This is a genomic window from Paenibacillus sp. 01T443 (genome assembly GCF_056398325.1).
The window spans coordinates 928,991-954,951 of record NZ_JBFTPE010000008.1; the positions used below are offsets into that span (position 1 = coordinate 928,991).

20 protein-coding genes are annotated in these 25,961 nt (G+C 46.2%); 2 read left to right on the top strand and 18 right to left on the bottom strand.

What is annotated here, in order from left to right; translation table 11 throughout:
- Positions 1–171: 171 nt before the first annotated feature.
- From AC1DLI_RS17880 to AC1DLI_RS17890, 3 genes are all read right to left on the bottom strand, one after another.
- Positions 172–1,308, bottom strand: coding sequence for an NADH-dependent flavin oxidoreductase (locus tag AC1DLI_RS17880; RefSeq protein WP_477604823.1), 1,137 nt, complete (start codon positions 1,306–1,308; stop codon positions 172–174).
- Between the two features lie 258 nt (positions 1,309–1,566).
- A complete protein-coding gene (locus AC1DLI_RS17885; RefSeq protein WP_477604825.1) occupies positions 1,567–2,052 on the bottom strand; it encodes a TetR/AcrR family transcriptional regulator in 486 nt (161 codons plus the stop codon).
- Between the two features lie 253 nt (positions 2,053–2,305).
- The gene (locus AC1DLI_RS17890; protein ID WP_477604827.1) at positions 2,306–2,665 is read right to left on the bottom strand and encodes an MmcQ/YjbR family DNA-binding protein; all 360 of its coding nucleotides are present in this window, start codon (positions 2,663–2,665) and stop codon (positions 2,306–2,308) included.
- Positions 2,666–3,048: 383 nt separating this feature from the next.
- Here AC1DLI_RS17890 and AC1DLI_RS17895 point away from each other — a divergent pair, with 383 nt between their 5' ends.
- Complete coding sequence (locus tag AC1DLI_RS17895; RefSeq protein WP_477604829.1) at positions 3,049–4,272, top strand: epoxide hydrolase family protein; 1,224 nt, start codon at positions 3,049–3,051, stop codon at positions 4,270–4,272.
- Between the two features lie 133 nt (positions 4,273–4,405).
- On the opposite strand, the gene AC1DLI_RS17900 is transcribed toward AC1DLI_RS17895, so the two are convergent.
- The 15 genes from AC1DLI_RS17900 to AC1DLI_RS17970 form a co-directional block, all read right to left on the bottom strand.
- Complete coding sequence (locus AC1DLI_RS17900; RefSeq protein ID WP_477604831.1) at positions 4,406–4,990, bottom strand: SET domain-containing protein; 585 nt, start codon at positions 4,988–4,990, stop codon at positions 4,406–4,408.
- Positions 4,991–5,308: 318 nt separating this feature from the next.
- The gene (locus tag AC1DLI_RS17905) at positions 5,309–6,433 is read right to left on the bottom strand and encodes an NAD(P)/FAD-dependent oxidoreductase (RefSeq protein ID WP_477605079.1); all 1,125 of its coding nucleotides are present in this window, start codon (positions 6,431–6,433) and stop codon (positions 5,309–5,311) included.
- Positions 6,434–6,557: 124 nt separating this feature from the next.
- Complete coding sequence (locus AC1DLI_RS17910; protein WP_477604833.1) at positions 6,558–9,326, bottom strand: alpha-mannosidase; 2,769 nt, start codon at positions 9,324–9,326, stop codon at positions 6,558–6,560.
- Between the two features lie 26 nt (positions 9,327–9,352).
- Complete coding sequence (locus tag AC1DLI_RS17915; RefSeq protein WP_477604835.1) at positions 9,353–9,739, bottom strand: hypothetical protein; 387 nt, start codon at positions 9,737–9,739, stop codon at positions 9,353–9,355.
- Positions 9,687–9,953 (bottom strand): hypothetical protein, encoded by a 267-nt coding sequence (locus AC1DLI_RS17920; protein WP_477604837.1) that lies wholly within the window; start codon positions 9,951–9,953, stop codon positions 9,687–9,689. Before AC1DLI_RS17920 ends, AC1DLI_RS17915 begins: the two co-directional genes overlap by 53 nt.
- A 25-nt stretch (positions 9,954–9,978) precedes the next feature.
- Positions 9,979–10,932: a carbohydrate ABC transporter permease gene (locus AC1DLI_RS17925; RefSeq protein WP_477604839.1), complete on the bottom strand. Its 954-nt coding sequence runs from the start codon at positions 10,930–10,932 to the stop codon at positions 9,979–9,981.
- A 15-nt stretch (positions 10,933–10,947) separates the two neighbouring features.
- Positions 10,948–11,850 carry a carbohydrate ABC transporter permease gene (locus AC1DLI_RS17930; RefSeq protein WP_477604841.1) on the bottom strand — a complete coding sequence of 301 codons (903 nt, stop codon included), beginning with the start codon at positions 11,848–11,850 and terminating at the stop codon, positions 10,948–10,950.
- Positions 11,831–14,422 (bottom strand): DUF5696 domain-containing protein, encoded by a 2,592-nt coding sequence (locus tag AC1DLI_RS17935; protein WP_477604843.1) that lies wholly within the window; start codon positions 14,420–14,422, stop codon positions 11,831–11,833. The genes AC1DLI_RS17930 and AC1DLI_RS17935 overlap by 20 nt, the downstream gene beginning before the upstream one ends.
- Before the next feature lie 23 nt (positions 14,423–14,445).
- The gene (locus AC1DLI_RS17940) at positions 14,446–16,503 is read right to left on the bottom strand and encodes a YIP1 family protein (RefSeq protein WP_477604845.1); all 2,058 of its coding nucleotides are present in this window, start codon (positions 16,501–16,503) and stop codon (positions 14,446–14,448) included.
- Positions 16,504–16,520: 17 nt separating this feature from the next.
- Positions 16,521–17,393: a carbohydrate ABC transporter permease gene (locus tag AC1DLI_RS17945; protein WP_477604847.1), complete on the bottom strand. Its 873-nt coding sequence runs from the start codon at positions 17,391–17,393 to the stop codon at positions 16,521–16,523.
- 4 nt (positions 17,394–17,397) lie between these two features.
- Complete coding sequence (locus AC1DLI_RS17950; RefSeq protein ID WP_477605081.1) at positions 17,398–18,282, bottom strand: carbohydrate ABC transporter permease; 885 nt, start codon at positions 18,280–18,282, stop codon at positions 17,398–17,400.
- Between the two features lie 111 nt (positions 18,283–18,393).
- Complete coding sequence (locus AC1DLI_RS17955; RefSeq protein WP_477604849.1) at positions 18,394–21,342, bottom strand: extracellular solute-binding protein; 2,949 nt, start codon at positions 21,340–21,342, stop codon at positions 18,394–18,396.
- A gap of 98 nt (positions 21,343–21,440) precedes the next feature.
- Positions 21,441–22,844, bottom strand: coding sequence for an ABC transporter substrate-binding protein (locus AC1DLI_RS17960; protein WP_477604851.1), 1,404 nt, complete (start codon positions 22,842–22,844; stop codon positions 21,441–21,443).
- Positions 22,845–23,226: 382 nt separating this feature from the next.
- Entirely contained in the window at positions 23,227–24,378 is a 1,152-nt protein-coding gene (locus AC1DLI_RS17965) for a GntR family transcriptional regulator (RefSeq protein WP_477604853.1), read from the bottom strand.
- A gap of 221 nt (positions 24,379–24,599) precedes the next feature.
- A complete protein-coding gene (locus AC1DLI_RS17970; RefSeq protein ID WP_477604855.1) occupies positions 24,600–25,304 on the bottom strand; it encodes a MerR family transcriptional regulator in 705 nt (234 codons plus the stop codon).
- A gap of 164 nt (positions 25,305–25,468) precedes the next feature.
- On the opposite strand from AC1DLI_RS17970, the gene AC1DLI_RS17975 reads away from it, so the two are divergent.
- A complete protein-coding gene (locus tag AC1DLI_RS17975) occupies positions 25,469–25,909 on the top strand; it encodes a VOC family protein (protein WP_477604857.1) in 441 nt (146 codons plus the stop codon).
- Positions 25,910–25,961 lie beyond the last annotated feature (52 nt).

A 25,961-nucleotide genomic window follows, 5' to 3' on the forward strand; every position in this document is an offset into this window, starting at 1 on the left:
CATTAAAGAGAAATGCTCTATAAATAAACTATTCGATTTATGACTTGTTCAACTATCCACCCTCTATTACAAAAGTATTTTTAAGAGCTCTTGTATTGTTGGACGAATAATCATCTCATTAATCGCTACATCAGATGGCTGTTCAATTGCAAAGGCACTGTTATTACGATATTATTCTTCGATCTTAAACCATGGGCCTGAAGCTTGAATTACACCCCAAAGTTTCTCCGGAAGCTCAAGCTGACTAACCTTTGACGCCTTTATCGCTGTTTGGATTTCAGACTCTTGTCCATTTTGAACCTTTTCAACCCAGTCTGGATTCATGACTAACGCATGGCCAATCGCAGCTAGGGATAGACCCTTATCTAATGCTGTTTCAACATCATCCGGAGTTACCATAGAACCAGCTGCCATTACAGGTACTCTGCCGTTTACATGTTCAACAATTAATTCAACATATGTTTTTTCTTCATCTTGACTATCCACTGGCTTTGACGAAATAGTATTTACCAATGAAGTATGCACATAATCAACACCCTCTTCAATCAGGTGATCAATCAATGCATAGGTATCCTTCATTCTTAGACCGCCTTCTTCTGATTCGTCAGGAGAAATCCTGTAGCCGAAAATAAACGGTTTTGCAGCATGTTTTTTAATCATATTGTTCATTTCCTGAACGACTGCCAAAGGGAAGCGCAAGCGATTTTCTAGAGAGCCTCCCCATTGATCCTCACGTCTGTTGAAGAAAGGAGAAAAGAAGTTTTGAAGTAAAAATCCATGCGCGCCATGAATTTCAACGCCATCAAACCCTGCTTCAATGGCTCGTCTTGTTGTTTCTCCAAACGCATGAATCACGTCCAATATTTCATCATGTGAAAGTTCTCTAGGCAAAACTGAAGGAGCAAAGGCAGTGGCTTCAGTCTCTATAGCGCTGGAACTAACCACATCACCATTTGGAGTTAAAACCGGTAATGCTTTGTTACCTGCGTGGAAAATTTGAAGTACGGCAGGAGCTCCCCCACTTTTCACCGCATCCGCCAATTTCCGTAAACTTGGAATAAAGTTATCGTCAAAAGCTGCGAATTCATGCGTAAAACCTATACCGTTTGGTTGGACATGAGTACATCCCGTTATAACTAGACCCACGCCATTCACTCTTTTTTTGTAATATTTCACTTCATCATCTGAAATCGTATAATCGTCATTACTGGACCAAGTGGTCATAGGTGCCATAACGACCCGATTTCTAAGGGTGATTCCATTTTTGAGTGTGAAGGATTCAAATAAGTTGTTATATTTTGAGTTCATTTTCTAACCTCTTTCTAAATGTTAATTTATAAGCTGTAGTAATTATTGTCGTATTAAAATTTAAACATTACTCAAATTCAAAACTCTTTTTTGAATTGTATCAAAATCGAACGTTCGTTTATTTATATAAAAAATTAACCATTACTTCTTTATTACCCGTTTGATTCTTTCTATAATAAACGATCATTCGATTAAAAACAAGCGTTTTAAATCAGAGGGATTGTTTTCCTAGAATTTTCTCCCTCTGATAGTCTCATACTAAGCTTTTAAAGCATCCCAGCTCATTTGAATTAATTCGTTCAAGCTTTCCTGTTTCAACTCTGTTTGACTGCCAAAATACTGCTTAGCATATTCCATAGCTGGGCTAAACATGAACATATGGAGCAGGTTCGTATCCACTTGTTTGAAAACATTTTGACTCTTGCCTTTTTCAAATAAGTTAAAGAGCGGCTCAAACAATTCTGTTCCTTCTTTTAGAGATAACTTATGAAGGAGAGGTGAGTTTGAAAATTGCACAATAAATAAAAATTCATCTTTATTGGACAAAATAAAGGTTAAAAACTTTCTCAACGCATGTTCAAAAGCTGATTGTAACGAGAAAGAGTCATCGTACTCATAAAACACTTCTAGACTCATCTTCTTTTTTATACTCAAATACAACTTGTTCAGCATATCCTCCTTGTTTTCAAAATAGACGTAAATCGTTGAAGCAGATACACCGGCTTTTTTCGCGATCTTGGACATCGAAGTTTCCGCTAAACCATGTTCATTTATTAGCTGGATCGCTGCATTAAAAATGCTTTCGTTTTTATTTTCATCTTTATGTCTCATGCAAGTATAATAAACGATCATTCGATTAAAATCAAGTTGATCTTAAATGCTCGAGCTCCCGCACTAGTGTCGCTGTCCATTATAGATAAACGCCAAGCCATGAATCATTATCGGCTTGGCGTTTATTTTCCTTAAAATCTTGTCGTCCTGATCGGTTGTTATTCCGTTAGTTCATTTCCAATATAGATTCTCGGAGGATCTTAGGAAGGTTATTGACAACCATATCGTAAGAGTGGTCAATCATTACAAAAACTTCCGACTCTGGTAAGGAGCCATCCATGGTAATCGTATTCCAGTGTTTTTTGTTCATATGATAGCCTGGTCGAACGTTCTCATGTTGCTCTCTCAAATTCTCAGCGATCACCGGGTCACATTTTAAGTTTAAATAAGAATAATCCCCTTTGTTCTCAAAAATAAGCGCAAACATTTTGCCTGCAATTTTGATCACCAATGGATCAGGTCCAAAAGGGTAATCCTTAACCGCTCCTTTCTTCTTTAAACAGTATTCAATAATATTATTCTTCAAATCAGTACCTCGCCTTCTCCTATAACAACAAATTCCTTATGACGTGTATTTCAGTATTATAATTGAATATACCCCGACTATTCCTGCCTATTAGTGAGGGAATAAAAACGGATTCCGCAGCAACTGCCAATATCCATTAGCTTACCCGAGAACGTGTCCATAATCCTCCGAAATGCCACAGGCGAACCGAGGTACAAATGGCCCAAAGTGTGAATATGGTGTTATATACTGTTCTCGACATTCTGCACCACTTCCACATAGCTGTCCAACATTTTTTTATTCCAACATGACGCGCATAGTCTGGGGCTGATCTCACAAGCTCTTTGTCAGCCCCCTGGAGGGCACGCACAAACTCAAAAATTCATAATCAAAAGGAGATAAAAATGGCACAAACAAGTACCAAACAACAAAATAATGAGCAACTTACAGAAAAGAACGCCATTCGGGGTCCGTTTCATGTGAAATTTCCGGAAGAGGAACTTACGAAATTGCGCAGTCGCATAAATGCGACAATATGGCCTGAGCAGGAAACGGTCGCGGATGCATCGCAAGGCGTGCGGCTTGCAACGATTCAGGAACTTGCACGCTATTGGGCGACAGATTACGATTGGCGAAAGTGCGAGGCGAAGCTGAACGCCCTGCCGCAGTTCATAACCAAAATCGATGGTCTAGACATTCACTTCATTCACATTCGTTCGAAGCATGAAGATGCTTTGCCGCTCATCATCACGCACGGATGGCCCGGCTCGATCATCGAGCTGATGAAGCTTGTCGAACCACTTACCAATCCCACGGCACATGGCGCGAAGGCATCGGACGCTTTCCATCTGGTGATTCCGTCGCTGCCCGGCTACGGGTTTTCAGGCAAGCCGACTACGACAGGTTGGGGCCCCGTCCGCATCGCAAATGCCTGGATAGAGCTTATGAAGCGCATTGGATATACGAAATATGTGGCGCAGGGCGGCGACTGGGGTGCAGTTATTACGGATTTGATGGCTGTACAGGCGCCGCCGGGACTGGTCGGCATTCACTCCAACATGCCTGGCGTGGTTCCACCCTACATTGATAAGGCGCTCCAATCCGGCAATCCGCTGCCCTCTGGACTCTCAGAAGACGAATGGCGCGCGTGCAAGCAGTTGTACTTCTTTTACATGCACAGCGCATACGCCCAAATAATGGGGACGCGCCCGCAGACGCTGACCGGACTGGTAGATTCGCCCATCGGTTTGGCAGCTTTTATGCTTGACCATGACGCGTGTAGCCTGGAACTGATCTCACAGGCTTTTGCAGGACACCCGGGAGGTCTTACACGAGACGATGTCCTCGACAATATCACGCTCTACTGGTTGACAAAAACGGCGATTTCTTCGGCTCGTCTCTATTGGGAAAACAAGTTCTCCTTCTTCGCCGCCAAGGGCGTCACCATCCCGGTTGCCGTGAGCGTCTTTCCTTACGAGCTCTATCAAGCCCCGAAGAGTTGGGCTGAGCAAGCGTACCCCAATCTTATCTACTACAACAAGCTCGACAAAGGTGGGCATTTTGCGGCCTGGGAACAGCCAGAGCTTTTCTCTGCAGAACTCCGCGCAGGATTCAAGTTGCTACGCTGATCGGAGTCAGGTGGAATACGTTAAGGATTAGTTTAAAGACCCGATCATGCGAAAATGATTCGGGTCTTTCTTTTGCCGGGCAGCGATATTCTTCCCGATATCAAGATGATTAAGGTTTCCTATATCGGTACAACTAAGTTTCAAAAGTAATGAGAATCGAATCTAATGGTTCACGTCCACAAGCAACCGCATTAACTTTGTCAACAAATTCCTTTTTAATTAAATATTTTAGCGGTTGTTCAACATCATTGAAATACTTAAACGCCTCCTTAGCCATATCATCCCATTCCTGATAATAGTTTAAATAATCATCTGCTTTGACTCTTGTTCGAGACGTCCCTTCTTCAGGCACACATTCAAAATCTTCATCCTCACCGAGTATCCCATAATCACATGTTAATTGTTCACCAAGATTAATGTCTTTCGCAGCTAATTGAAATTCATAAACTGTATCAATACAATTGGGTTGAAAACTGTGGTTCATGTACCTTGAGTGGTCCCAATGAAGTATATAATCGCCATTATTTTCTTGATAAGAGTATTTAATCACCATTTCTCTTCTAATTTCATCAAGAGAATCTACATAATCCTCCTTAAGCATCATATCTAAATCATCTGAAATCCAGACAATCGTTCCCTTTGGGATGAATTTCTTAGCAAATACACCGATACCTACCTCTTCACTTACAAATCGAAGTTCTGTTTCTGGATGGATCATGTTTTAGTTCATCCTTCCTCTTATCAGTATCATAATACGATATGTATCAGTTTTTCAGATTGTCACTAGCCGTTTCCTATTATCTTTAGTACCCCGGCGTTTGTAAATTGAGTGTATTATTAGATTTATCTGCCCGTTAGTTCAATGAGCTGCTGTTGAATTTAATTTGTATTGGCTCCACGAAAACAAGCTATGTTCTTGCCATGACCTTTGGACAAGATGTTATTTACAAAAAAAAAAAATCCGCTTTAAAAAAGCGGATTTCAATGTATGTATGTTTTTGTCCCCTTACAGCTTTATTCGTGATAAACCAAAAGGTCAGCTAATGGCTTTTCGAATGTCATAATCGGTTAGATTGATATCTAATTCCATTCCTAGTGCTAACTTAGCCAACTGGACTCCGATATAAGGGCCCATCGTCAATCCGGAGGCCCCGAGACCGTTTACGGCAAGAAGTCCTTCCCAATCTGGAATGGCGCCTATAACCGGAAGAAAATCAGCTGTAAAAGGGCGAAAGCCCACCCTTACTTCCTGGAACGTGCTTTCTGCCAGATCAGGTGCGAATGTAAGACATTTGTTTAAAATCTCATGCATTCCGCCAGGCGTGATCCTCGTATCATAGCCTTCAATATTATTTTCATGAGTTGCCCCTATCACGATTTTCTGCTGTTCAAAGGCGAGCAGGTATTGATCGGAAGGCGGCATAACGACCGGCCAGTTTCCAATATTTTGCATTGCGTCTGGAACCTGCAAATGCATGATTTGAGCTTTCTGATAACTTACATTAAAATCAATGCCTAGAGGTTGCAGCAATGGTCGCGCCCAAGCCCCGGCACAAACGATAACGATGTCAGCCAGGTAGCGATTGGCCCCAACTGTTACGCCCGTTACTCGGTTGGATTGAAACTCCAGTTTAGCATCCCCATATATAAGCTCAGCCCCGTTCCTTTGTGCAGATCGAAGCAAAGCATCACGCAGCGACCGGCCATCGACACGGGCGGCCCCGCTAATATGAATGGAGGAATATCCTTCCGCGAGCAGCGGGAAGAGCTTACGGGTCCGATGTTCATCAAGCCGAGTTATCTCACCGATTTCTGTCGCGTCTTCCATACGCTTGTAAGCTCTCTCTTCCATTTTGTCGATCTTCTCCGGATCCATATGTATGCTGAGGGCCCCGACCCTGGCATAGCCGGTTTCGGTTTCCCCTTCGCTTTCAAGCTCTTCAATTAGCACAGGGTAATAACTCGCTCCGGCTTTCGCAAGCCTATACCAAGTCTTATTGCGCCGCTGCGAAAGCCAGGGACAAATAATGCCGGCAGCTGCATCCGTAGCCTGTCCTTCATCTTTCCGATCAATGATGAGGACTTCTGCACCCTGCTTAGCCAATTGGTACGCGGTTGATGCTCCAGCAATTCCCGCTCCAATGACAATTACCTTCACGATGATTCCACTCCTTTCTGTAATCGCTCTTCTCATTATAACGAGATCCCTATCAAATAGAAAAAAGCCACGTAACAAAGACGTGGCCGCCATCTCTGAGCCTATGTGTCACGCAGCATTTACAATATCAAATTTCTTTCTCAGACAAGCATAAGCTTAATGTGATTATTTCAGAACGGCTAACGGCAATACCCGCTAGGTCCACCTTCTCCATGCGCTCCTCCAGTATATTGCTGCGGCTTGATTGCCCAGCGTGAAAAGAGGGAGATACTGATAAAAGCTGTGGTTCCTGTGAAAGATTATACCAACGGGCGATTATATCTCCCGTCTCCTCCGATACCTTCAAAGTAGAGAAAGCCAGGCTTTCTCCTTTCCATTGTAAAAACGAATGCAACGCGGGCAATTCCCCCGTATGAATGCCAGTTTGCTTTACCACCCAAGGCACTTGGAATTGATAGGCTTCCTTCATGGAGGCAGCGGTTCCGCCGCAGATCGACGGACTCTCTTCGGAACGAGATTCCACCGGAAAAGGTATGATCTCGAATTTTAAAACATGATTGCCAAGGCACTGCGCCTCAGGGGTAGGAAAATATCCCCAATCACCCAATTCGCCAATCGCCCGGAGCATCGTAACCGCGATCGTTCCGTTTCCATCCTGAACGATTTCATATTCGTTTAATCCGAGGTTAGCAATCGTTAAGCCTTGCCTATCACCTAGTAACGTGACGAATGCCTGCTGGTGCTGACAATTGCTTGGATTTTTCCATTCCGGCGAAGGGCTGTTATCTCTTTGAGCGACTTCAAAAATAGAGTCCGCCAAATGGCTTCGCACGTTTATTCCCGTTGGAAACAGTACCCTTAAGCGATGATCCCGAGCCTCGTTTCGGAAAGTCGTCTCGACATGCACGCCGCTGCCATTTCGAGCCAGAGACACTTTTGTCGTTATTATTAGCGGAATGAAAGAATTAGATCTTCCTGCTTTGCGTCCAGTGAACCACACAAGCTCCTGTCTCTCCTGCTCCAATAAGGAATCGGCCGACTCAGGGATCATGATCGTATGCTCGATTTCGAATGCCGCTCTGTAAGGGCTGTCCTCCAGCACGCGGATGCTTGCTTGAACCCCTTTCGTATATATAGGCTCATCGTTATCGGGCTGCCGGTACATATATTCGTTGCCGATATCCCCTGTATCCTCATAGATGCATAAGCCCTTCAGCATTTGATCGGTCCGTTTATCCGCAATCGTCAATGAACCATCGTCCTCTATGGTTACAGCCAATTGCGCATTTTCCATCATGCGGCTTCCAGTAATGAGCGATTCCGCATTTTCATTACTCCCTAAAGTGCGGCAATCCCTGACCAATGCATATGTTTTATAGCCTAGCGCCGGTACTTTGTCTGCTTCGAAGGTCACCTTAATCTTCCTGACAAAATAAGGCTGGCGGAATTGATCCTCAGGCAGATCGTAGCCGAACTTTACGCCAAGGTCCTCGATGCTGCAGGATATATCGTTTCCATCTGGATCGACAAGCCTCATGCACTCTAGAGAAATGGCCTTCAACGTCCGCTTCATTTCATCAAAGCCGATTTCACCATTGAAATAAAGCCGCTTCAAATCAACCTCTGCTTGAATAATGCCGGTGCGTGTCCATCCCGTCGTATTGGTCACGAGCAAAGGAAACGCCTCTTCCCCGAAAGCGGCAAAGCGGCTCGTATCCAGCTTGGCCGCGAGCACGGACAAGCTCTCTTCCATAATCGATTCGGCAACATGCCTGCTCTTGGCGAATCGGGTCACCATCTCAGAGTGGACTTCATCCACGCTGCAGCCGCAAATACTGTCATGAGGGTGATTTTGCATCAACGTTTTCCAAGCGTAAGCAAACAGATGGTGCGGATAGGATTCCCCCGTCGAATAAGCGAAAGCCGCAAGCGGCTCAGCTGCCTTCTCCAGCAGCGACTGCCCTTGCTGATTCAATTGCTTCAAATAGATACGTGACGAAGAGGTATTGACCAGCGTTGACCACCCGTCCGTATGCTGGCTTCGGAGCTCCCCCTTCACGACAGATAATTGCTCGGGAAGCGTGCCTTTTACCGCTTGAATGTAGTCATCGAAGTTGGAGTGAACAAAGCGGTACTCCGGCATCAGCCTCTGCGCCGTCCTAATGGCCTCTGCAACATCGCTCTGAACCGGTTGATGATCGCAGCCATTCATCATCAGCCAGTGCGGAGTCGAAGCATACGCAGCAACATCCTTCAGCTTTCGGCTCCAATACGCCTTTGCAGCATCCTGCTCGATAGGGATCTCATTGCCGTTGCTATACCAATTCGCGAACAAAATGCCAAGCACCCGAGAGCCGTCCGGCGCTTCCCAGATCATTTCCGAATAGGGCGATTCATAAGCTTGCGAATCTGAGACCTCGTTATTAAATCCGGTGGGCTTCACGCCTCGTCCAAACACAGCATTATTGATTCCGGCCTGCAGCAGCAGCTGCGGGGCTTGACCCATATTGCCGAACGAATCGGGAAAATAGCCTACCTTGGAAATCGCTCCATATTCCCCGGCATCCTTGTGTCCGTATAATAGATTTCGAACGTTCGATTCGCTGCTTGTCAAAAACTCGTCCTGCAAAATGTACCAAGGGCCGATATGAATGCGCCCTTCGCGGATAAGCCTTTCAAGTGCTGCCTTTTTCTCAGGACGGATTTGCAAATAATCCTCCAGCATAATGGTCTGGCCATCGAGATGGAAGCTTTTAAATTCAGGATCGGTTTGTAGTGTCTCCAGTAAATCGTCCATCAGCTTGACCAGTCTTACGTGGTGCTTCTCATACGGTAAGTACCATTCCCGATCCCAATGCGTATGTGAAATGATGTGTACGGTGTTCATCTGAGTCAATGAATCCCTCTCCCGTCTAGATCGTATTAGCGCAGCTTCTCCATTACCGTCTGAAGCGTGGTTGCTATCCCTTTTATATCGCCTTTGTCCTCTCCCAAGCCCCCATCTCCGAGAAGAGCCGTAGCCAGAACTGCTCCGTTTGCGTTCCAGCCGGTTACAAGCATGCCCGGCATACGATCTAGCGCGTCCCGTTCCTCCGCCTGACGGACCGATTGCTCGAAGAAATCGACTGCCGCATCTGGCGTTTTCCAGCAGGAGGGCCAAACGGTAAAGCCTTTATCCAATAAATGTCCGACTGAGGGATAGGCATCCAGCTTGTCGTAATGCCAATCACATAACACAACATCCTTTGGAATCCTATCAACTGCCGGCCATATGCCATAAATATCGCCGTCCCACTCTGTATAGCCCATCCCTTCGGCATAATTCCCGCGCATCCTGCCGAGTGAGCGTTCCGCCAGATACCTCCGGGTGAGAGGAGAATTGAAAGCTGGTGTTGCATTCCAGAACGAGCACATTCACGCCCATTGGCACAAACGCTTCCGAAATCACTCTTTTCAAATAACCAACATCCTCATGCGATCCGAATCTCATATGAAAGCCGCGCAGGCCCCATTCCTTGTTCATACGCCTCTCCTCCAACTAACGAATGTTATCCGACAATGCCCGTACGCTCGACGCTTTCCACAAAATAACGCTGCACGAACAAATAAAGAATAATCAACGGCGCCATAAGTAAAAGCACACCGGTATTAAGCAGCATCGATTGGTAGATCAGATCGGGTTCACTGCCCAGCACGGAGCCCATGTCCGCAAGCTGCGTCGAAAGCACCTTCACCTTACTTAAAAACAGCGATACGTAGTAACTGTCGTTCCACTGCCATACAAAGGAAAACAGTACGACGGTCACGATAGCAGGTACGGCATTCGGAAGCATAATCCGGTAAAAGGTTTTAAAGACGCTTGCGCCGTCCACTAATGCGGCTTCCTCAATCTCTCTTGGGATTCCTCTGAAAAACTGCCTGAAAATATAAATATACAGCCCATTTTTAAGGCCCATTCCCGTTGCCGAGGAAATGAGAAACGGCCAGAACGTATCGATAAGATTCAAGCTGTCTTGACGTGTGAACAAGCCCACCAAGCCGAATAAATCGAAATACCGGTAGGTCAAATAGAGCGGGATCATAATCGTTTGCGGCGGAACGACGATTGTGAAGATGACCAAGCCGAATAGCAGTCCGCTGCCTTTAAATTTCAGCTTCGCAAAAGCATAAGCCGCAAGCGCGCAAGAGACAAGCTGAATGATCGTCGTTCCGGCAGAAATTAGGAACGTATTCAACAAGGTAGCGAAATAATGTGTCGCTTCCATCGCGATTTTAATATTGTCTAAAGTAAAGTTTTTTGGAATCCACAACACGGTCGGATCGTAGATGTCGATTTTGCTGCGAAAGGCGACCGAGAAACGGAGAAACAAAGGAAAAAGAATAATAAAGCAAAAGCCGGTTACGAGTACGGCCCTTAAACCAATCCACAGCCATCTCTTCGATTTCTCGACCGGATTATATTTGCGATTGAACATTTCCGCGTGAGCAGCCGGCAATTTCACAGCATCTCCCCCTCATCAGTCGTAGTAAAAGACTTTTCTTGAAATGAGTCCGACCGACACAGCCAACATGATTGCGACGACGAGAAAATATACCCAGGACATGGCCGCGCTTTGGCCAAATTCGAACGTCTTGAACGCTGTTTCCGAAATAAGCGAATTGATTGTATTGCGGCTAAAAGAATCAATAATGGAATAAACCAAATTCGTTAAGATGAGCGGAGTCATCATAGGAAAGGTAATCTTCCAAAATATTTCGTATCCTGTCGCCCCTTCAATTCTCGATGATTCGTACAAGGAAGGAGGAATGGACTGCAGTCCGGCCAAAAAAATCAATATTTGAACGCCGGACGAACTAATAATTTCATAGATCCGGTCGACTGCGCCGGTGATGTAATTAACGAATACAGGAGCCAGACCGGATTCCATCAGCGTTTTTTTTAGCTCAAAGCTCTGCATCAGGCTGCCTCCCCCATCTCCTCCGCCGGAAGGGGACGAGCTGCCGACGAAGCTGCTGATATCCATGTTCGCAATCGCCGCAGATGCGAGAATGACAGGCAGGAAGAAAATCGCTCTGGCAATCGCCCGCCCTCTGAACTTCTGGTTGAGCAGGACGGCGGCGAACAAGCTGAAAATAATGATGATAGGCACGTTAACGACCATATTGATCACAGATTCGGTCAGTCTTCTAGGAAAATCCGCATTGGTCATGAAAAGATTGCTGTAGTTCGACAAACCTTCGTAATGAACGGCGAAGCCGCCCTCCACCAGCTTGATTGAGCTCAAGCTAAAACGGAGGGATTGGATCAGAGGTAAAATAAATAGCATGATAAGCCCGAGCATTAACGGGGTGACGAACAGTACCCCGAGCCAAGCTTTCTTCTGTGCCAAGGTCAAAGGCTTATTGAACAAATGACTCACCGCCCACCTGGTAACTTTGAGCCTCGAGCTGCAGGCCGTATAGCGCTACCGCCGTATGATTGTAGTTGATCGTAATGACGACTCCATTTTGAAAAACGGTTTGAACGACTCCATCTGCGAGCGCGCGATGCTCCACGATAACCTGATTGCGCACCTTTGCCAGCACGTCATTCGCCTCTTTGTACAATTGAACCGCTTCTTCGAGCCAGTCCTCGTAATTTAAGGCATACAAATGATCAAAGTCCGTGTCCTTCACTTTTTTGGAATCGCTGTAATACCATTGGTAGAATACGTTCGAGCCCGTCTCAAGCGCCTTCAATAGAGAGAGCCGCGGATTTTGCATATCCTCCATATTGAAGGGAGACCCTGCCAGATCATAGTAGCCGTGCAGGACGATTTGATAGAACGGGATGTCTTCGTCCGTCAAATTCATACGGCTGCTTCTAGTCGGAGCATTCACGATGATGTCGGCATACGGCAAGCTGTAAGCGTTGCCTCCGTTCACCATAATAGAGCCGGTCTGCTCCTTTAGTTTCTTCGTCTCATTCATGATGATCCGCTGCGCGTCCTGCCTGCCTACGGGCCGGCCGGGATCAAAGTCGGAATTGACTTCATCGCCCAAATCCCTAAGGGACAATCCCCCTATATCCAATCTGGCGTAGTCGCCAAGGAAGCCATTCACTTGTCCTGGCAGCACAGACGGAGATAGGATATAATGCGAGAATTTCGACTTATCCTGCGCATTCATGACAGGATCATACTGATAGATTTTGGCTTTTCCTTGATCCAGCAGCGTTGCTGCGCCTGCCGAGCCTTTATATTTATTCAAAAAAGCCACGTCTGGATAGAAACCGATTTGATTCTCCTCCGCATAAGCCGCCAAATCGCGAAGGGCATTCCTCCCGCCTAATTTTCCAACAACTTTAATTTCCGAAGGTGAGGAATGACGAATTCCGTTATTGAACCAGCCTACATAACGCAAATCGATATGATGAATATTCTCATCCTTCAGCCTCTTCAGCAGGGTTTGGGCCTGAGCAAAGCTGGTCAACGATTCCGTCGCTTGATATGGAAGGCCAAGGTATGACTTGGTCCGGCGGAATGCTCCCTCCAGCTCGAGGATAAACGGCGCATCCGCTGTTTCGGCCAGCGGCTTTAATTGATGCTTATCAACCAAATAAGCTCTATAGCGCGCAGCCATTCCTACGTAATCGGATTCTTCGCCCGACAGGAAGGCATATCTTAGCTGAAGTCCGCCCTCGTATAATTTGTTTTGAAACATCGGTACGGAACTTGTTTTGGTGCCTGAGGTTAATGTATAGAAGTCCATGGATGTGATTTGGAACTTGCTGCTGATCACATTATAAGTGTCGTTCCGTCCGCTCACGTCCGCCGTAATACTTGCCATAGCGTCGCCGTCCTCGATAATGCCTAACAGCGCATGATCGTTCTGCTTAAGCCCGAATACCGGAAGTCTAGTTGTTTCGTTGGATTGCATTTTCTCCTTCACATCATAGGAGCCGTCATTTCCGTATACGGGCAAGCTGTATGGCTCCGCGGTCTGCTGCTTGCCGCTATTCATCCGAATGAGCGCACCAGACCCGTCGGGAACGAATAGGTATCCTTCTTTGGACTCATCGGCAGCGCCGAAATGCTTAAGAATCTGCAGTGAAGCAAGCGGATAGCTCTTGTTAAATGCAAGCTCTGAGACCGGTACCGTTACGACAAGCTGCTCACCGTCAAGCGTATAGACCAACGGAACAGTAAATTCCGCATTTCCAGCGGCCGCCGTCTCACCCGTTCCATTCTCTTCATTATCCTGTGCGGCGTCCTCAGCCGTATATCCGGCCGCTTCTAATACGGCCGACAGCTCCTCCGCTACATAATCCTGAAGCTTACGGACCACATAAATTTGCTTCTCTTCATCTAGCCGAAACTTGTACCCGACATTCACTCGCGTATCCTCATCTGCAATTTGATCGAGAATACGCTCTTGAAACCGCTCCTTGCTAATTACTTTAGGAATATTCGCATAGCCCTTCGCAATGTTGCCGAAGCGGTATACCACCTTCATTCCGTTTTCCGTTGCCGTCATTTCAAATTGCTGCTTGGCTACACTGTCCGTATAGCTGTTAAAGGAGTTGACCTGCCCTTTATCATTGTAATAAGTTAGCAAAATTTGCGAGGACAGCTCCGCTTGATACAAAGGCGATGCTTTGGCGTCTTGACTTCTCGCAGGCGGATTGGAAAACCATACATAGCCGCTGCGCTTTACCTTTACTGCGATTTCCGCCGTTTCCCTCTTCACATACAGCTCCAGCTCCGCATTTTCCGCTGACTTCTCCATCTCTTTCAAGGCTTGAAGCTCTTCGCTTGTGTTGAAGGATACCTCTCCCTTTTCCTTCACTTCCGAAGCTTGCAGAACAGTCACCTTCTCAGCAACTTCATCGCCTTGCCTCTCCTGCGCCTCCGCTTCAGACTGCTCAACATATCCGACCGTATGAAGCAAGGCGATGCCGCTTATGAGGAGCGCTGTGAATAGCATGCGGACCCGCCTTTTTTTACCTGTCACGTCCATCCCTCCTCACCTGAATGCTAAATTCTGAACGAAATCTCCTTATAAACGGAAGTCACGAAATTGATCATTTGCTGAACCATGCTAAAAAATAGTACGCCAAGGAAAACGATAATCCCGATCATGACTAATGTAAGGAGCATCGTAACGACCGTTTTTCCAGCGGAATACTGATGGACCGTCATCGTCCCCGTAAATAAAAGCCATACAAACCAAATAATCGCAATGACATCAAGCAAATAATAAAATGAGCTCTCGTCAGCTGTAATGATGTTGCTGTATAACGTTTGCGGGAGGTATATGATGACGAGCGGCAGTAAAGCATAGGCCGTTGCCATGACGATTTCCTTGAACTTCCCTTCCCCGTCCATCAGCGTCGTCAAGGACCAATTGGCTACGCACCAGAGCAAGAACGGCAGCACGATAAACTTCAGCTCATTAAAGCTGTTCAATTGATCGGGATTATTAAAATTCACGACAAAGCCGCTATACTGCCTCTTTACAATCGTAATTATCACGAGAAGCAGGACAATGCCAAGCGCGAGCTTCAGCCTTCCTTTACGTTCGAATTTCATTTCCCAAAAACCGTTAAAAGGATGCACCAGCGTATAAAATGGATTATTAATAATGCCGAATTCCTGATAATACAGCCCTTTGGTCTTCCTGCGGCTTAGCTTAACCACGGCAAACAAAGCCGAAGCGATCAGTGCGATTACGAGCACAATAGAGCCGAAATGGTTGAGTATGACATCCCTCCGGTGACGCTTAAAGGCCTCGGAGTAATACTCCCTGTTATTACCTAGCTTAAAGTAGTCCATCGCTTCCCGGTTCTCGCCTTTTTTCAGTAAAGACTTTCCGATGCCGATGTAGGCCACTTCGAAGTTCCCGTTCAGCTGGAGCACCTTTTCCCAAGCCGCTGTGGCTTGATCCGCTTTACCCTCATAAAGCGAAACAACTGCTTCCCGAATCAAGCTTCCATAGTTTGTCGGCTCAAAAATAGATAAACGGTTGTTGTCACTGTCCAGTACAAGCATACGATCGCCCATAAACCCGATCGCGGACGGCGTACGGAAATTACTTTGCTGGCTTCCGAGTCCTCCAAATACAAATAGTAGATTGCCGTCTTTATCATAGGTGAAAATACGGCCGCGCTTGGAGTCGAGCGCGCTGAACATTCCGCCGTCGCCTGCCGCGACGTCCACGAAAATCGAACTCCCTGGCAGGCTGCCCGTTGGCAGCGTTCCGATATCTCCTTTGGGCGGAAAATAGCCCTTGCTGCGCAAAATATCGACACCCGAAGGATTCAAACGCTTAATCGGCCGATCCGAATTTTCTTCCGAGGTTGTCGTGTATATGAACCCGTCTGCGTCAACGTCTACATTATTGAATTCCAGCGGAATGAACTGCTGCATTTGTTCGCGCTGAGCCTTTGTCGAGATCCGCTTCCAGAACAGGTCCGCAGGACTAAACTTGACGAGATTAGTTCCGATGAAACCGATGAAAATTCCGTCGGCATCGAACTCCATCATGCCTTCATAGGAGCCGCGGCTCACAACGTAAATTCGCTTCGCCTTATCCACGGCTACTTTGATTGGAGCATACTGAAAGCCTTCACGAAGCAGCGTCGAATTGGGCTCCTTCACGATCCGAACGAGGCTTCCTTCGCTGTCGAACATGACTAATCGCCGATTTTGCGTATCCGCTGCATAAATATTACCCTCACTGTCGCGGAACACGCCCTCCGGACGGTTAAGAGAATCCTGCTTTCCATTGTTGTCGAATTCTTTGATGACCTGAACAGCCTGCAGCTGCTTATTAAGAATGACGATTCGGCTATTTCCCGTATCCGCCACGTATACCCGCTCATCCGTACCCACGTATAGATCCTGCGGCAAAGATAGAGGACCTACGCTCCAATCGTCTCCGTAAACGACTTTGCCAAGCATATAGGGCATTGGCGAGGGTACGGGATCTCCCCAATACGAATATTGATAACTATCGTTTGCTGAGGACGTCACAGGAGCGGATATACCGTACAAGAGCGTAACGATAAATAGTGCGGCGATGATTCTTTTCATCTGAAGCGGCCCCCCTGTTATTCCTTCAAGCCCGACGTCGACATCGTCTGGATAATATTGCTTTGCGTAACGATGAACACAGTTATCGGCACGAGCATCATTAATAGTGTAACTGCGGCTACCGGCCCCGTTCTGGCCAAGCCTCCGCTTGCGATCTGGCCGAACACATAATCCACCGTCTTCAGCTGCTCGCTGTAAATGTATTTGTGGCTCGTAACCGATCCGTTTGTCCATAAATTTTGCAAAGAGAATATAATGAGCGTCAACCAAGCCGGCTTCACGATCGGCATAATGATTTGCCAATAAATGCGGTATTCGCTCGCTCCGTCAATCTTGGCGGCTTCAAGCAGCGAGTCCGGAATCTGCTCCATAAACTGCTTCATAAGATAAAGCCCGAGCGTCATGCCAAAGGCCGGCAGCAGGATTGCCCAGTACGTATTGATCAGGCCGAGCCATGAAATAATCATGTAGTTCGGCACTTGGGTGACATAGGCGGTGAACATTAGCGAGAGGACAACGAGTCCAAAAAATAACCGCTTGCCCGGAAATTTAAGCTTAGCGAGCGGATAGGCCGCAGCCGAGGCGATAATAACATGTCCTACCGTCCCGACAATCGCGATAAAAAACGTATTGAACACATATCTCGTAAATGGAACCCACGAATCGCTGAAAATGCCGATTAAATCCCGAAAGTTTTTAAAGGTCAGATTCCGTACGAACAGCTTTGGAGGAAACGCGAAAATTTCATCGATCGGCTTAAACGCATTGCTGACCGTGAACACGAGCGGAAGCGCCATGAAGCAGGCGACTCCCCCCAGCAGCAGGAACAGTGCAATATCAACCGGCCATGACCGGTTCAGCCTTCTCGGCATTTTAAGCGCTAGTTTCATCTCTCTATTCACCCACTTTTTCCAGCAGCTTCTGCGTTAATAGATTCGATAAGAGCATGATCGTGAAAAGCACGGTTGCGATCGCGGAGGCATAGCCCATTTCATATCGGATGGAGCCATAATCCACTAGATGGGTAACGATCGTATGGGCCGCGTAATCCACGCTGGGAAAGCCAATCATATAGATGGAAATTTCCGCAATCGAGAAGGCCAAGGTTATTTGAATGACCGCTCCGAACATCAGCTGCGGCCTCATCGATGGAAGTGTAATAAACCACAGCTCCTGCCAGCGGTTGCGGATTCCGTCAATGCTTCCCGCTTCGTACAAGGTACGGTCTACATTTTGCAGGCCGGCTATAAAGGCGAGAAACGATGTGCCTAAGCTAAGCCACAGCTGGACCATGATGAGAATGCCAAGTACATAACGCGGATCCTGCAGCCATTGAATCGGCTCCATAATGAACCCCCATTGCATAAGGAAGGCATTCGCATATCCGTAGGAATCGCTTGCGAACAGCAGCTGCCAAATCAAATAAGTGTTTCCTGCGATGGAAGGCGCGTACAGGACGAGAGTCAGCAGCGCCCTCAGCTTCGCGGGCAGCTCATTTATAAGCCAAGCGAACAAAAAGCAGGCCATATAGCTGATAGGCCCGGTAATGGCCGCAAAAAGAAACGTATTTTTAACGGCTAATAAGAACACTTCGTCCTGCGCAAACAGCTTGGCATAGTTTTGCCATCCAATCCACTTAGGCATTTCAAGCAGGTTGAAATTCGTAAAGCTGAGCAGCAAGGACAAGAGCACCGGAAGAACTGTAAAAGTGCAGAAAATAATAAAATACGGCGCCATTAATACGTAGGCATGCTTGTTTTTTCTCATTTCAACAAACATGCGAAGTAATTTCACTTTCGAAAATTGGCCGAAAGGCCGTTTATTAGGAACGCCCTCTTCCTTTAGCGAGGGGTGAGCTGCCATCTGCTCGTTCATTTCGGTCCCTCTTTTCTATTCGGGAAGATTAAATTCTTTTCGCTTCGAGGTGATCTCCTCGTTCATCGTCCTCACGTAATTTTCCAGCGTCTCGCGCGGATCATCCCCCTGGACGACGACCCTGCGGAAAGCATTGTCGATGTTTCTTCCTGTCAAATAGCCGCCTGGAACCTCGGGGATTCCTCTCACCCATTGCATTTGCTCCGACAGCTTTTGGAAATCATTCGTAGGCCAAGGGAGCGCTGACAATGCCTCCATATTAGCCGTTGGATATCTTGCAGCTGCTCCCATCCGAATCTCCATTTGGCGCCCAAACGCGATTTGCGCTTCTTTCCCTGTCCACCATTTCAGAAAGGTCCAGGCCCCTTCTTTGTTTTCCGCATTCTTGAACATGACGGAGGCGGAGCCACCGCTGCCCACCTCACGGCGCAGGGATCCGTCTTCAGCAACGGTTCCAGGAACGGGTGCAAATGCCCAAAGCCCTTTGATCTCGGGAGCAAATACGCTCAGCTTGTTATACATCGTGAAGTCTATGATGCCGATCGGCATTTCACCCGTTCTGAAGCGGTTCGCGAAATCCGCGGCGATCGGAATTTTATAATTAACGTAAAAGTCTGTCCACTGCTTGAATTGGCGAATGGCCGTCTCTGAATCCAAGCCGCTTGCCTTACCGCCTTCCTTATATAACTCTCCATCATTTTGAAACAAGAACATGACGAGTGCCGGATTAGGAGGCAGGGTCATAATATTCGTGGTCGCCAAATCGTTACCTAGCGTATCGAGCGGTTTTTGCGGCAGCCCAAACTGCAGGTTATGCTTTTGTAACGTAGGCAGCATGTCGTATACGTCCTGCCAGGTTTGCGGAACCTTTAGCCCAAGCTCGTTCTCCAAAATATCCTTTCGATAAAATAACATCGGGAACGTTTGCTGCTCCGGCAGCGCGTAATAATTGCCGGTATATTCGTAAGGCACCATCGCGCTTGGGTTAAATTGCTTACTCACTGCATCAAAGTCAGGAAACTCGGATAAATTTTGAAGCGCATTCCGGCTTGCGTAATTCATCGGCAGGTCGTTTCCAACCTGCAGCGCAATATCGGGTCCCTTGCCCGCCACCGTTGATGGAAGAAGCACGTCGCTGCTTACCAGCTTTAAATTCACGTGAATGCCGGTGTTCGCGGTAAAGTTATCATCCACAAGCCGTTTGATGACCTGCGCTTGATCCCTCGCAGAGGTAACCCATACCGAGATGCTGTCCCCACCCGTCTCCTCTCCGGAAAAATCGTCATAATTCTCATAGAAGGAAGCCGTGAACGATTTGGCGCCGGCAATCAGTTTCGTCCAACCGCTCGCTTCCGGATTTGGAAGCTTTGCCTTCGGTGAGCTCACGATCAAATAGTCTAAAGAAAGCGGCTGCTCATTGATCGTCAGCATCCATGAGCCGAGCGCTCCGACATTCGTTTTGAACGCATCGATCCGGGAAGGAACCGTTTCAGGCTTTTCGGCCAAATCTTTCAATTGATATGCCGCCCGATTAATAATCGCGGTGCGTTCATTACTGCTTTCGGAAGGACCTTCAAGGGTTGCCGCAATGCTGTAGAGAAGCTCGCTTTGTTTCAGAAAGACATCCGACATTTCTGGAATTCGCTGCTCCAAATTATAATCGCGAAAAATATCCGGAACGGTGCCTGTATAGCTGATTATTTTGCGGTACATGGAATTCAATTCCAGAATACATGCTTCCACCGCCCTAAGCACCGGCGCCAATTCCCCCAGCGTCACTTCCATGCGGATACGATGCTTGCCTTTGGACAACTGGAACAGATATGGTTCATCCTTGCTTTGACCAAGGACTGTCATTTGCCAATTATGATGATAAGGAAACTGCACGTGCTTCAGCTCGCTGAACGGTATTTCTCCGTCAATATAGACAGTTCGCAGCGCCGACATGCCCCGCAAATAGTTTTGCCGGCTTTTTAGTGCAATTTGATACAGACCGTCCTCTGGCACCTCAATTTCCCACTCGATCCATTGGCCTGGCATCCGCCAAGCCCAGCCCCCCATTGCATTGTTGCGGAGCTTTGAGACATGGTAAGGCTCTATAGCGGGGCTCGAACGATCATTGTAGGGAAGGAGATTAGGAGTTGATTTATAAAGGGCTTGCTCGGCCTGAAGCTTAACGAATACCTCACTCGCAGGCTTGTTATCTTCATTTGTATAAGTGCTCGCCACTTCATTGTAAGACGGCGTTATTTCCGGTACGGATAGCTTAAGTTGGTCGATAACAAGCGGCTCTTTAACCGAAGTCAGCGACAAGGAATGCCTGCCTTGAGATAAATAAAACAAAAAAGGGTCTTCATAAAAGCCTGTGCCATCCTTTACGGAGGTTTCCTGCCACATCGGCTCCTCCATTTGATTAGGCACCAGATCATTGCCCCTGCTATCACGGTCAAAGGTTTGCTTCTCATTCATCCAAATACGTTTGAACGATACGCTTCTCGCTTCGTTAAAAGGAATCTCTCCATCTATTCGCAGCTCGCGCTCAATGTCTGATTCCTTTCCCGGTTCGCTGTAAATCATCAGGCTCAGGTTATACAAGCCTTCTTGGCGGACATCAAATTCCCAGGATATCGTTCCGGCGTCCTCGGTAGCAACGGCCTTACCTGTTCTCCCTTTATAATTTTCGACAATGGCAGTCTGCATGCCCTGAATGTCGCTGTAGTTCTCACCCTCAATTAAAAGGTCTTGTTCTGAAGCTGCATTGATATTGCCGTATGTAGACAAATATTGTTCATATCCGCCTGCCTTGAATGAACCCGCACTTCTTTTGAATGCCGAACTCTCCACCACTTGTCCCTGCGCTGTGGCCGATCCACTGGAACCTGCATCCAGAAAGGAAACGGAGATATACACAGCCATTGACAATATAAGCAGCAAAGAGGTCGCTTTTACGAATGGTCGCCGCATCGGTTACCCCCTCTTCTTAAGCAGTACCTCTAATCCGCAGGCTCACTTAAACCGAATTCAGATTAGAGGTACCTTTTAAGAGCTACTGTACTGATTGATTACTTAATTTCTTGGAGCAGCTTGTTAATATTTGCTTCGAATTGCGGTTTGATCTTATCTACCGCTGTAGCCGGGGATACCTTGCCTTCTGTTATCTCTTTTACGACGCTTTCGAACATTTTTTCGCCGTCAGGGACAGCATAATAGGAAATATAATCGATGCTCTCAGCCATTTGCTTGCGCGTATCAAGTGACTCCTTGCTAGGATAAGCAGTCTCCCAAGCTTGAGTAGCAAGTTCTCTTCCCGCGTCATGAAGACTGATTTCATCCAATATTTTCACGGCGACTTCCGCATTTTTGGAATATTTCGAAACCATGAACATATTGCCGAATGGCGTGTAAGAAACGTAGTTGTCGGCCTTCGGACCTTTCGGGAAGAACACATAGCCGAGCTGCTGGTCCTTCATGCTTTCGATTAACGTGCCGAGCTCCCAGCTGAATCCGGCGTACACTACGCCTTTGCCAGCGATAAATTCCTTGGCCGCATCGTCAGGAATCGGCTGCATAATCGATTTGTCCGTATTATACAAATCGGATACGAACTGCAGCGCCTCAATCGCATTTTCGCTGTTCATCGAGAACTTCATTTCACCATTTGCATCTTTATCCAAGGAACCATTATTGGTGTATACAAGCTGCTCCGTTAAGGCCTTTACCTTGCCGTATGCGCCTGCTATGCCAAATACGTCGACTTTACCGTCGCCATCGGTATCCTTAGTGGCGCTTTTTGCAAATTCGCGGAACTTATCCCATGTCCATTCCCCTTTTTGCTGCAGCTCGTAAGGATCTTCCACGCCTAATTTTTCAACCAGCGTTTTGTTATAGAACATGCCGTAAGGCGAAGGCGAAGAATCCGTCATCCCGTATTGTTTTCCTCCATAGCTGCCTCCGGACTTCATCCACTGGATGTATTTCGGATCGCTTAGATCCAAGTAGTCGTCGACAGGCTGGATGAACTCCTTATTAACGAGCTGAGGAAACGCCCAGAACAGCTCAATCCGGACAATATCCGCGAACGGCTCACCAGAAAGGGAGGTTGTCGTGAAATTCTCGATATATTTCTCGTAGTCTCCGAATTTCACGAATTCGATTTTACCGTTGTACTTCTGCTCGGTGGCCTCGATCAATTTAATTTGCGCTTCCTCGGCCGGGCCTTTCTCTTCCACTAATCTGGGGTCTGCCCCGTCGTACCATACTCCGATTTTGATGGTTTGGCCTTTAAGATCATACGGATTCTCTACTGGAGCTTCCGTTGCTTCCGGTGCAGGCTCTGCTGTTGCATTGTTCGCTGTTTCTTGATTCCCTTTATTGCCGTTCTTTGTCCCATTGCTGGAGCAGCCAACTACCGTAATAACTAGTAACAGAGACGCGAGCGCTAAAGCTAACAAATTAAGCTTCTTCATTTAAAATCCCCCATTATCCGAATTGGATTGAAATTTTAAAAGACTGGTTTGCATCAAACGGAACAACAACCAATAAAACCTTACTCCCTCCTTAATTCCGTATAAACAACAGAAAAGTAAGCGTTTACAATTCATATAAGTAAAAATAGTCGATATATCTGGTCTATAGAGGCATTCCTAATCCTGCTGTATGTAATCCGCCTCTAACATGTCTCGTCTATCTTCCGATTAGATATACCCCATTTATTACTTACAAAAGTTATTATAATCGGATACCTAATTTTTGTAAACAATGAATATACTTAATAATATTAATCAATAATTAGTTATAACAAAAGAATGCTGACCGCATCGGTCAGCATTCTAGTTGTTTTAAACGGCACTAAACCGACTGCCCATACCTTTCCTGCTCAGATGCGGGGCTCATCGGTATTCCGGTGGAAAGTCTTTCTACTAGACGGACGGGAACCTTTATTTTTTGCTGCTTGGTTTCCGATCTTTCTACTTGCTTAACGATCGATTCAGCCGCTTTGCGGCCTATTTCATAAAAATCCTGCGCTACCGTCGTCAGCGGCACTTCGACATGCTGGGTAATAATATGGTCGTCGAAACCCGTAATGGATAACTGACCCGGCACTTGAATGCCCATTTCGAGCGCGTTTTTCAGCAGCTCCACTGCTAAATGGTCGTGCTCGACCTGAAATGCCGTCACACCGGCCTGGAGCAGCGTCGATATCATCTTTTTATAGAAGGCTTTGCTGTTCTCCTCATCGACCTGCCGGTAAAAATCCGTCACGACTATATCCATATTAATCGGAATTTTATGGTCCTTTAGTGCATTGCAGTAGCCTTGATACCTATCCCGAACGGAGCTGCGGTATTCAATGCTGATGCTCGAAATGAACGCGATCCGTTCATGTCCGAGATCGATGAGCTGCTTTGCAGCTGCGTAACCTCCAGCAAAGTTATCCGACACGATGCTAGTTACCTGCAAACCTTCGTAGTATTGGTCGATCGTGACGATCGGGTAGTCGTTCCAGTATATCGCGTTAATCAGCTCCACATTGCTGACGGTGCTCAGCGGGTAAAGAATGATGCCGCTCGAACCGTTCTTAGGCACCCTGATCAGCAGCTCCTTTTCTTTCTCCTTGCTCCAGTTACTATTATGAATACCTAAATAATAACCTCTTGAGTCCAGGTAATCCGATGCCCCTTTAATATATTCCAGCTCGCTTGATGCCATATAAGGCAATACCATCGAAATGATGCGGTTAGCATTCACGGGGCCTTTATCGGGACCAGGCTGTGTTTCTTGCTTATTGACATAGCTCCCGCTTCCCCGTTTACGATAGATGAGCCCTTCCCGTTCAAGCTCGATCAAGGCCCGTTTTGAAGTAATTCGGCTTACACCCGACTGTGCCGCTAATTCCACTTCTGTCGGCAGCTGATAATCAGGCGGATACTCCCCTGTAATAATTTTTTCTCTGAGCTCTTCGAAAATAATCATATACAGCGGTTTGTTGTCAGCTTGCATAACTACTCACTTCCAGTCCGTTCCTATATTCATATTCTATGTTGATTATATCAAATTGAAAGATTATAATGCAAATTAAATATACTTAATTCCTATATGAATGAAACGTGCTGTTGCGGCTCGAATAGAGCCTGACCGGTTTTGGAAATCATTCGCCGTATGTAAAGGAGATTAGTTAGAGTAGTCTATGAACGTGGACTACCTATCTACTCTTAATTTACTTATTGACCTTCTTTGTTTGACACAACGTCAAGAAGATTGTGCAAATACGCGATACCTTTTACTTGCTCAACCAATGCATGATCAATGTATTGAAGAGACTTAAGAGCAATTTCCTTAGCCTGAGAAACGTTGTGTTTATCAAGCTCCGACAATACTTCACGAACAATATCCAAGGAGTAAGCTACTCTTTGAACGGTTCGAATGATCAGCACCTTGCGAATATCAGATGGACTATATATACGGAATCCACTCTCTTTTTGGCGCTCGGGTTTTATTAACCCTTCCTTTTCCCAATGCCGAATTGCGGAAGCAGATACATTCGCTTCTTTAGCTACCTCTCCAATCGTAAACGAATTTCTATTGTGGTACTTCGGAAAATCAGTTAACTCTTTTAAATCAAGCATTTCAACTGTTCTTTGCACGGTTTCCTTTTCTGCATGCAGGTCAACTTGTGCCTTGTTAATTAGCCATAAGGCATCAAGCTTTTCTCCATTTATAATGCGCGGCATAACCTCTCGAATCAATTCCATCCCAAAACCGGAATACATTTGACGTATACACTGAAAATAAGCCTCATGTTCCTTTGTATAGATGCGGTATCCATTTGCCGACCTCTCAACTTTAGGAATAAGCCCCCAAGATTCATAATGCCTCAATGCACTCGTGCTTATAGCCAATTTCTTTGCAATCTCAATACCTTTCATCTCAATCCCCTTCGTTGAACCTACAACATATAGTTAAAGCACATGACGGGTTTTTAAATAAAAACACATTATTAAAAGGATAAAAAGATACAAACATTATCATTTGCACTAATATTGTATTATAACAGGGTAAGCTAATTTCACCAAGAAAAGGTGGTTAAACCATGCAATTAACTAACGGGCATCAGCAAGTCGTACCTTACATTATGGTTAATGATGGAGAAGTCTTCATCAAGTTTTTACAGGAAACATTTAACGCACAAGTAGGACTGATCATCAAAAGCACAAATGGGACAAAAATTACACACGGTGAATTAAAGATCGGGGAGAGTGTTATCTTCTTTGCTGATGGTACAGAGGAAGATGTAAATTGCGACAATGATTGTGATACTAATGAACATTCAATTCTGCAAAAAAATAAAGAAAAGGAACCATCTAATATTCACATGTTCGTATATGTTAAGGGCGCGGCAGAAGTCGTGGAAAGAGCAGAAAAAGCAGGCGCCACTTCCGTAATGCCTCTTATGGATGATGAAAGTGGTCAAATGGGTGGCTTTGTAGATCCATTTAAAAATTTATGGTGGGTTAAGTCTCTAAATCAATAAATCAATAATAAAAATAAGGGTTCTCTTGCGAATAATAGAAAGCCTTTTTCTT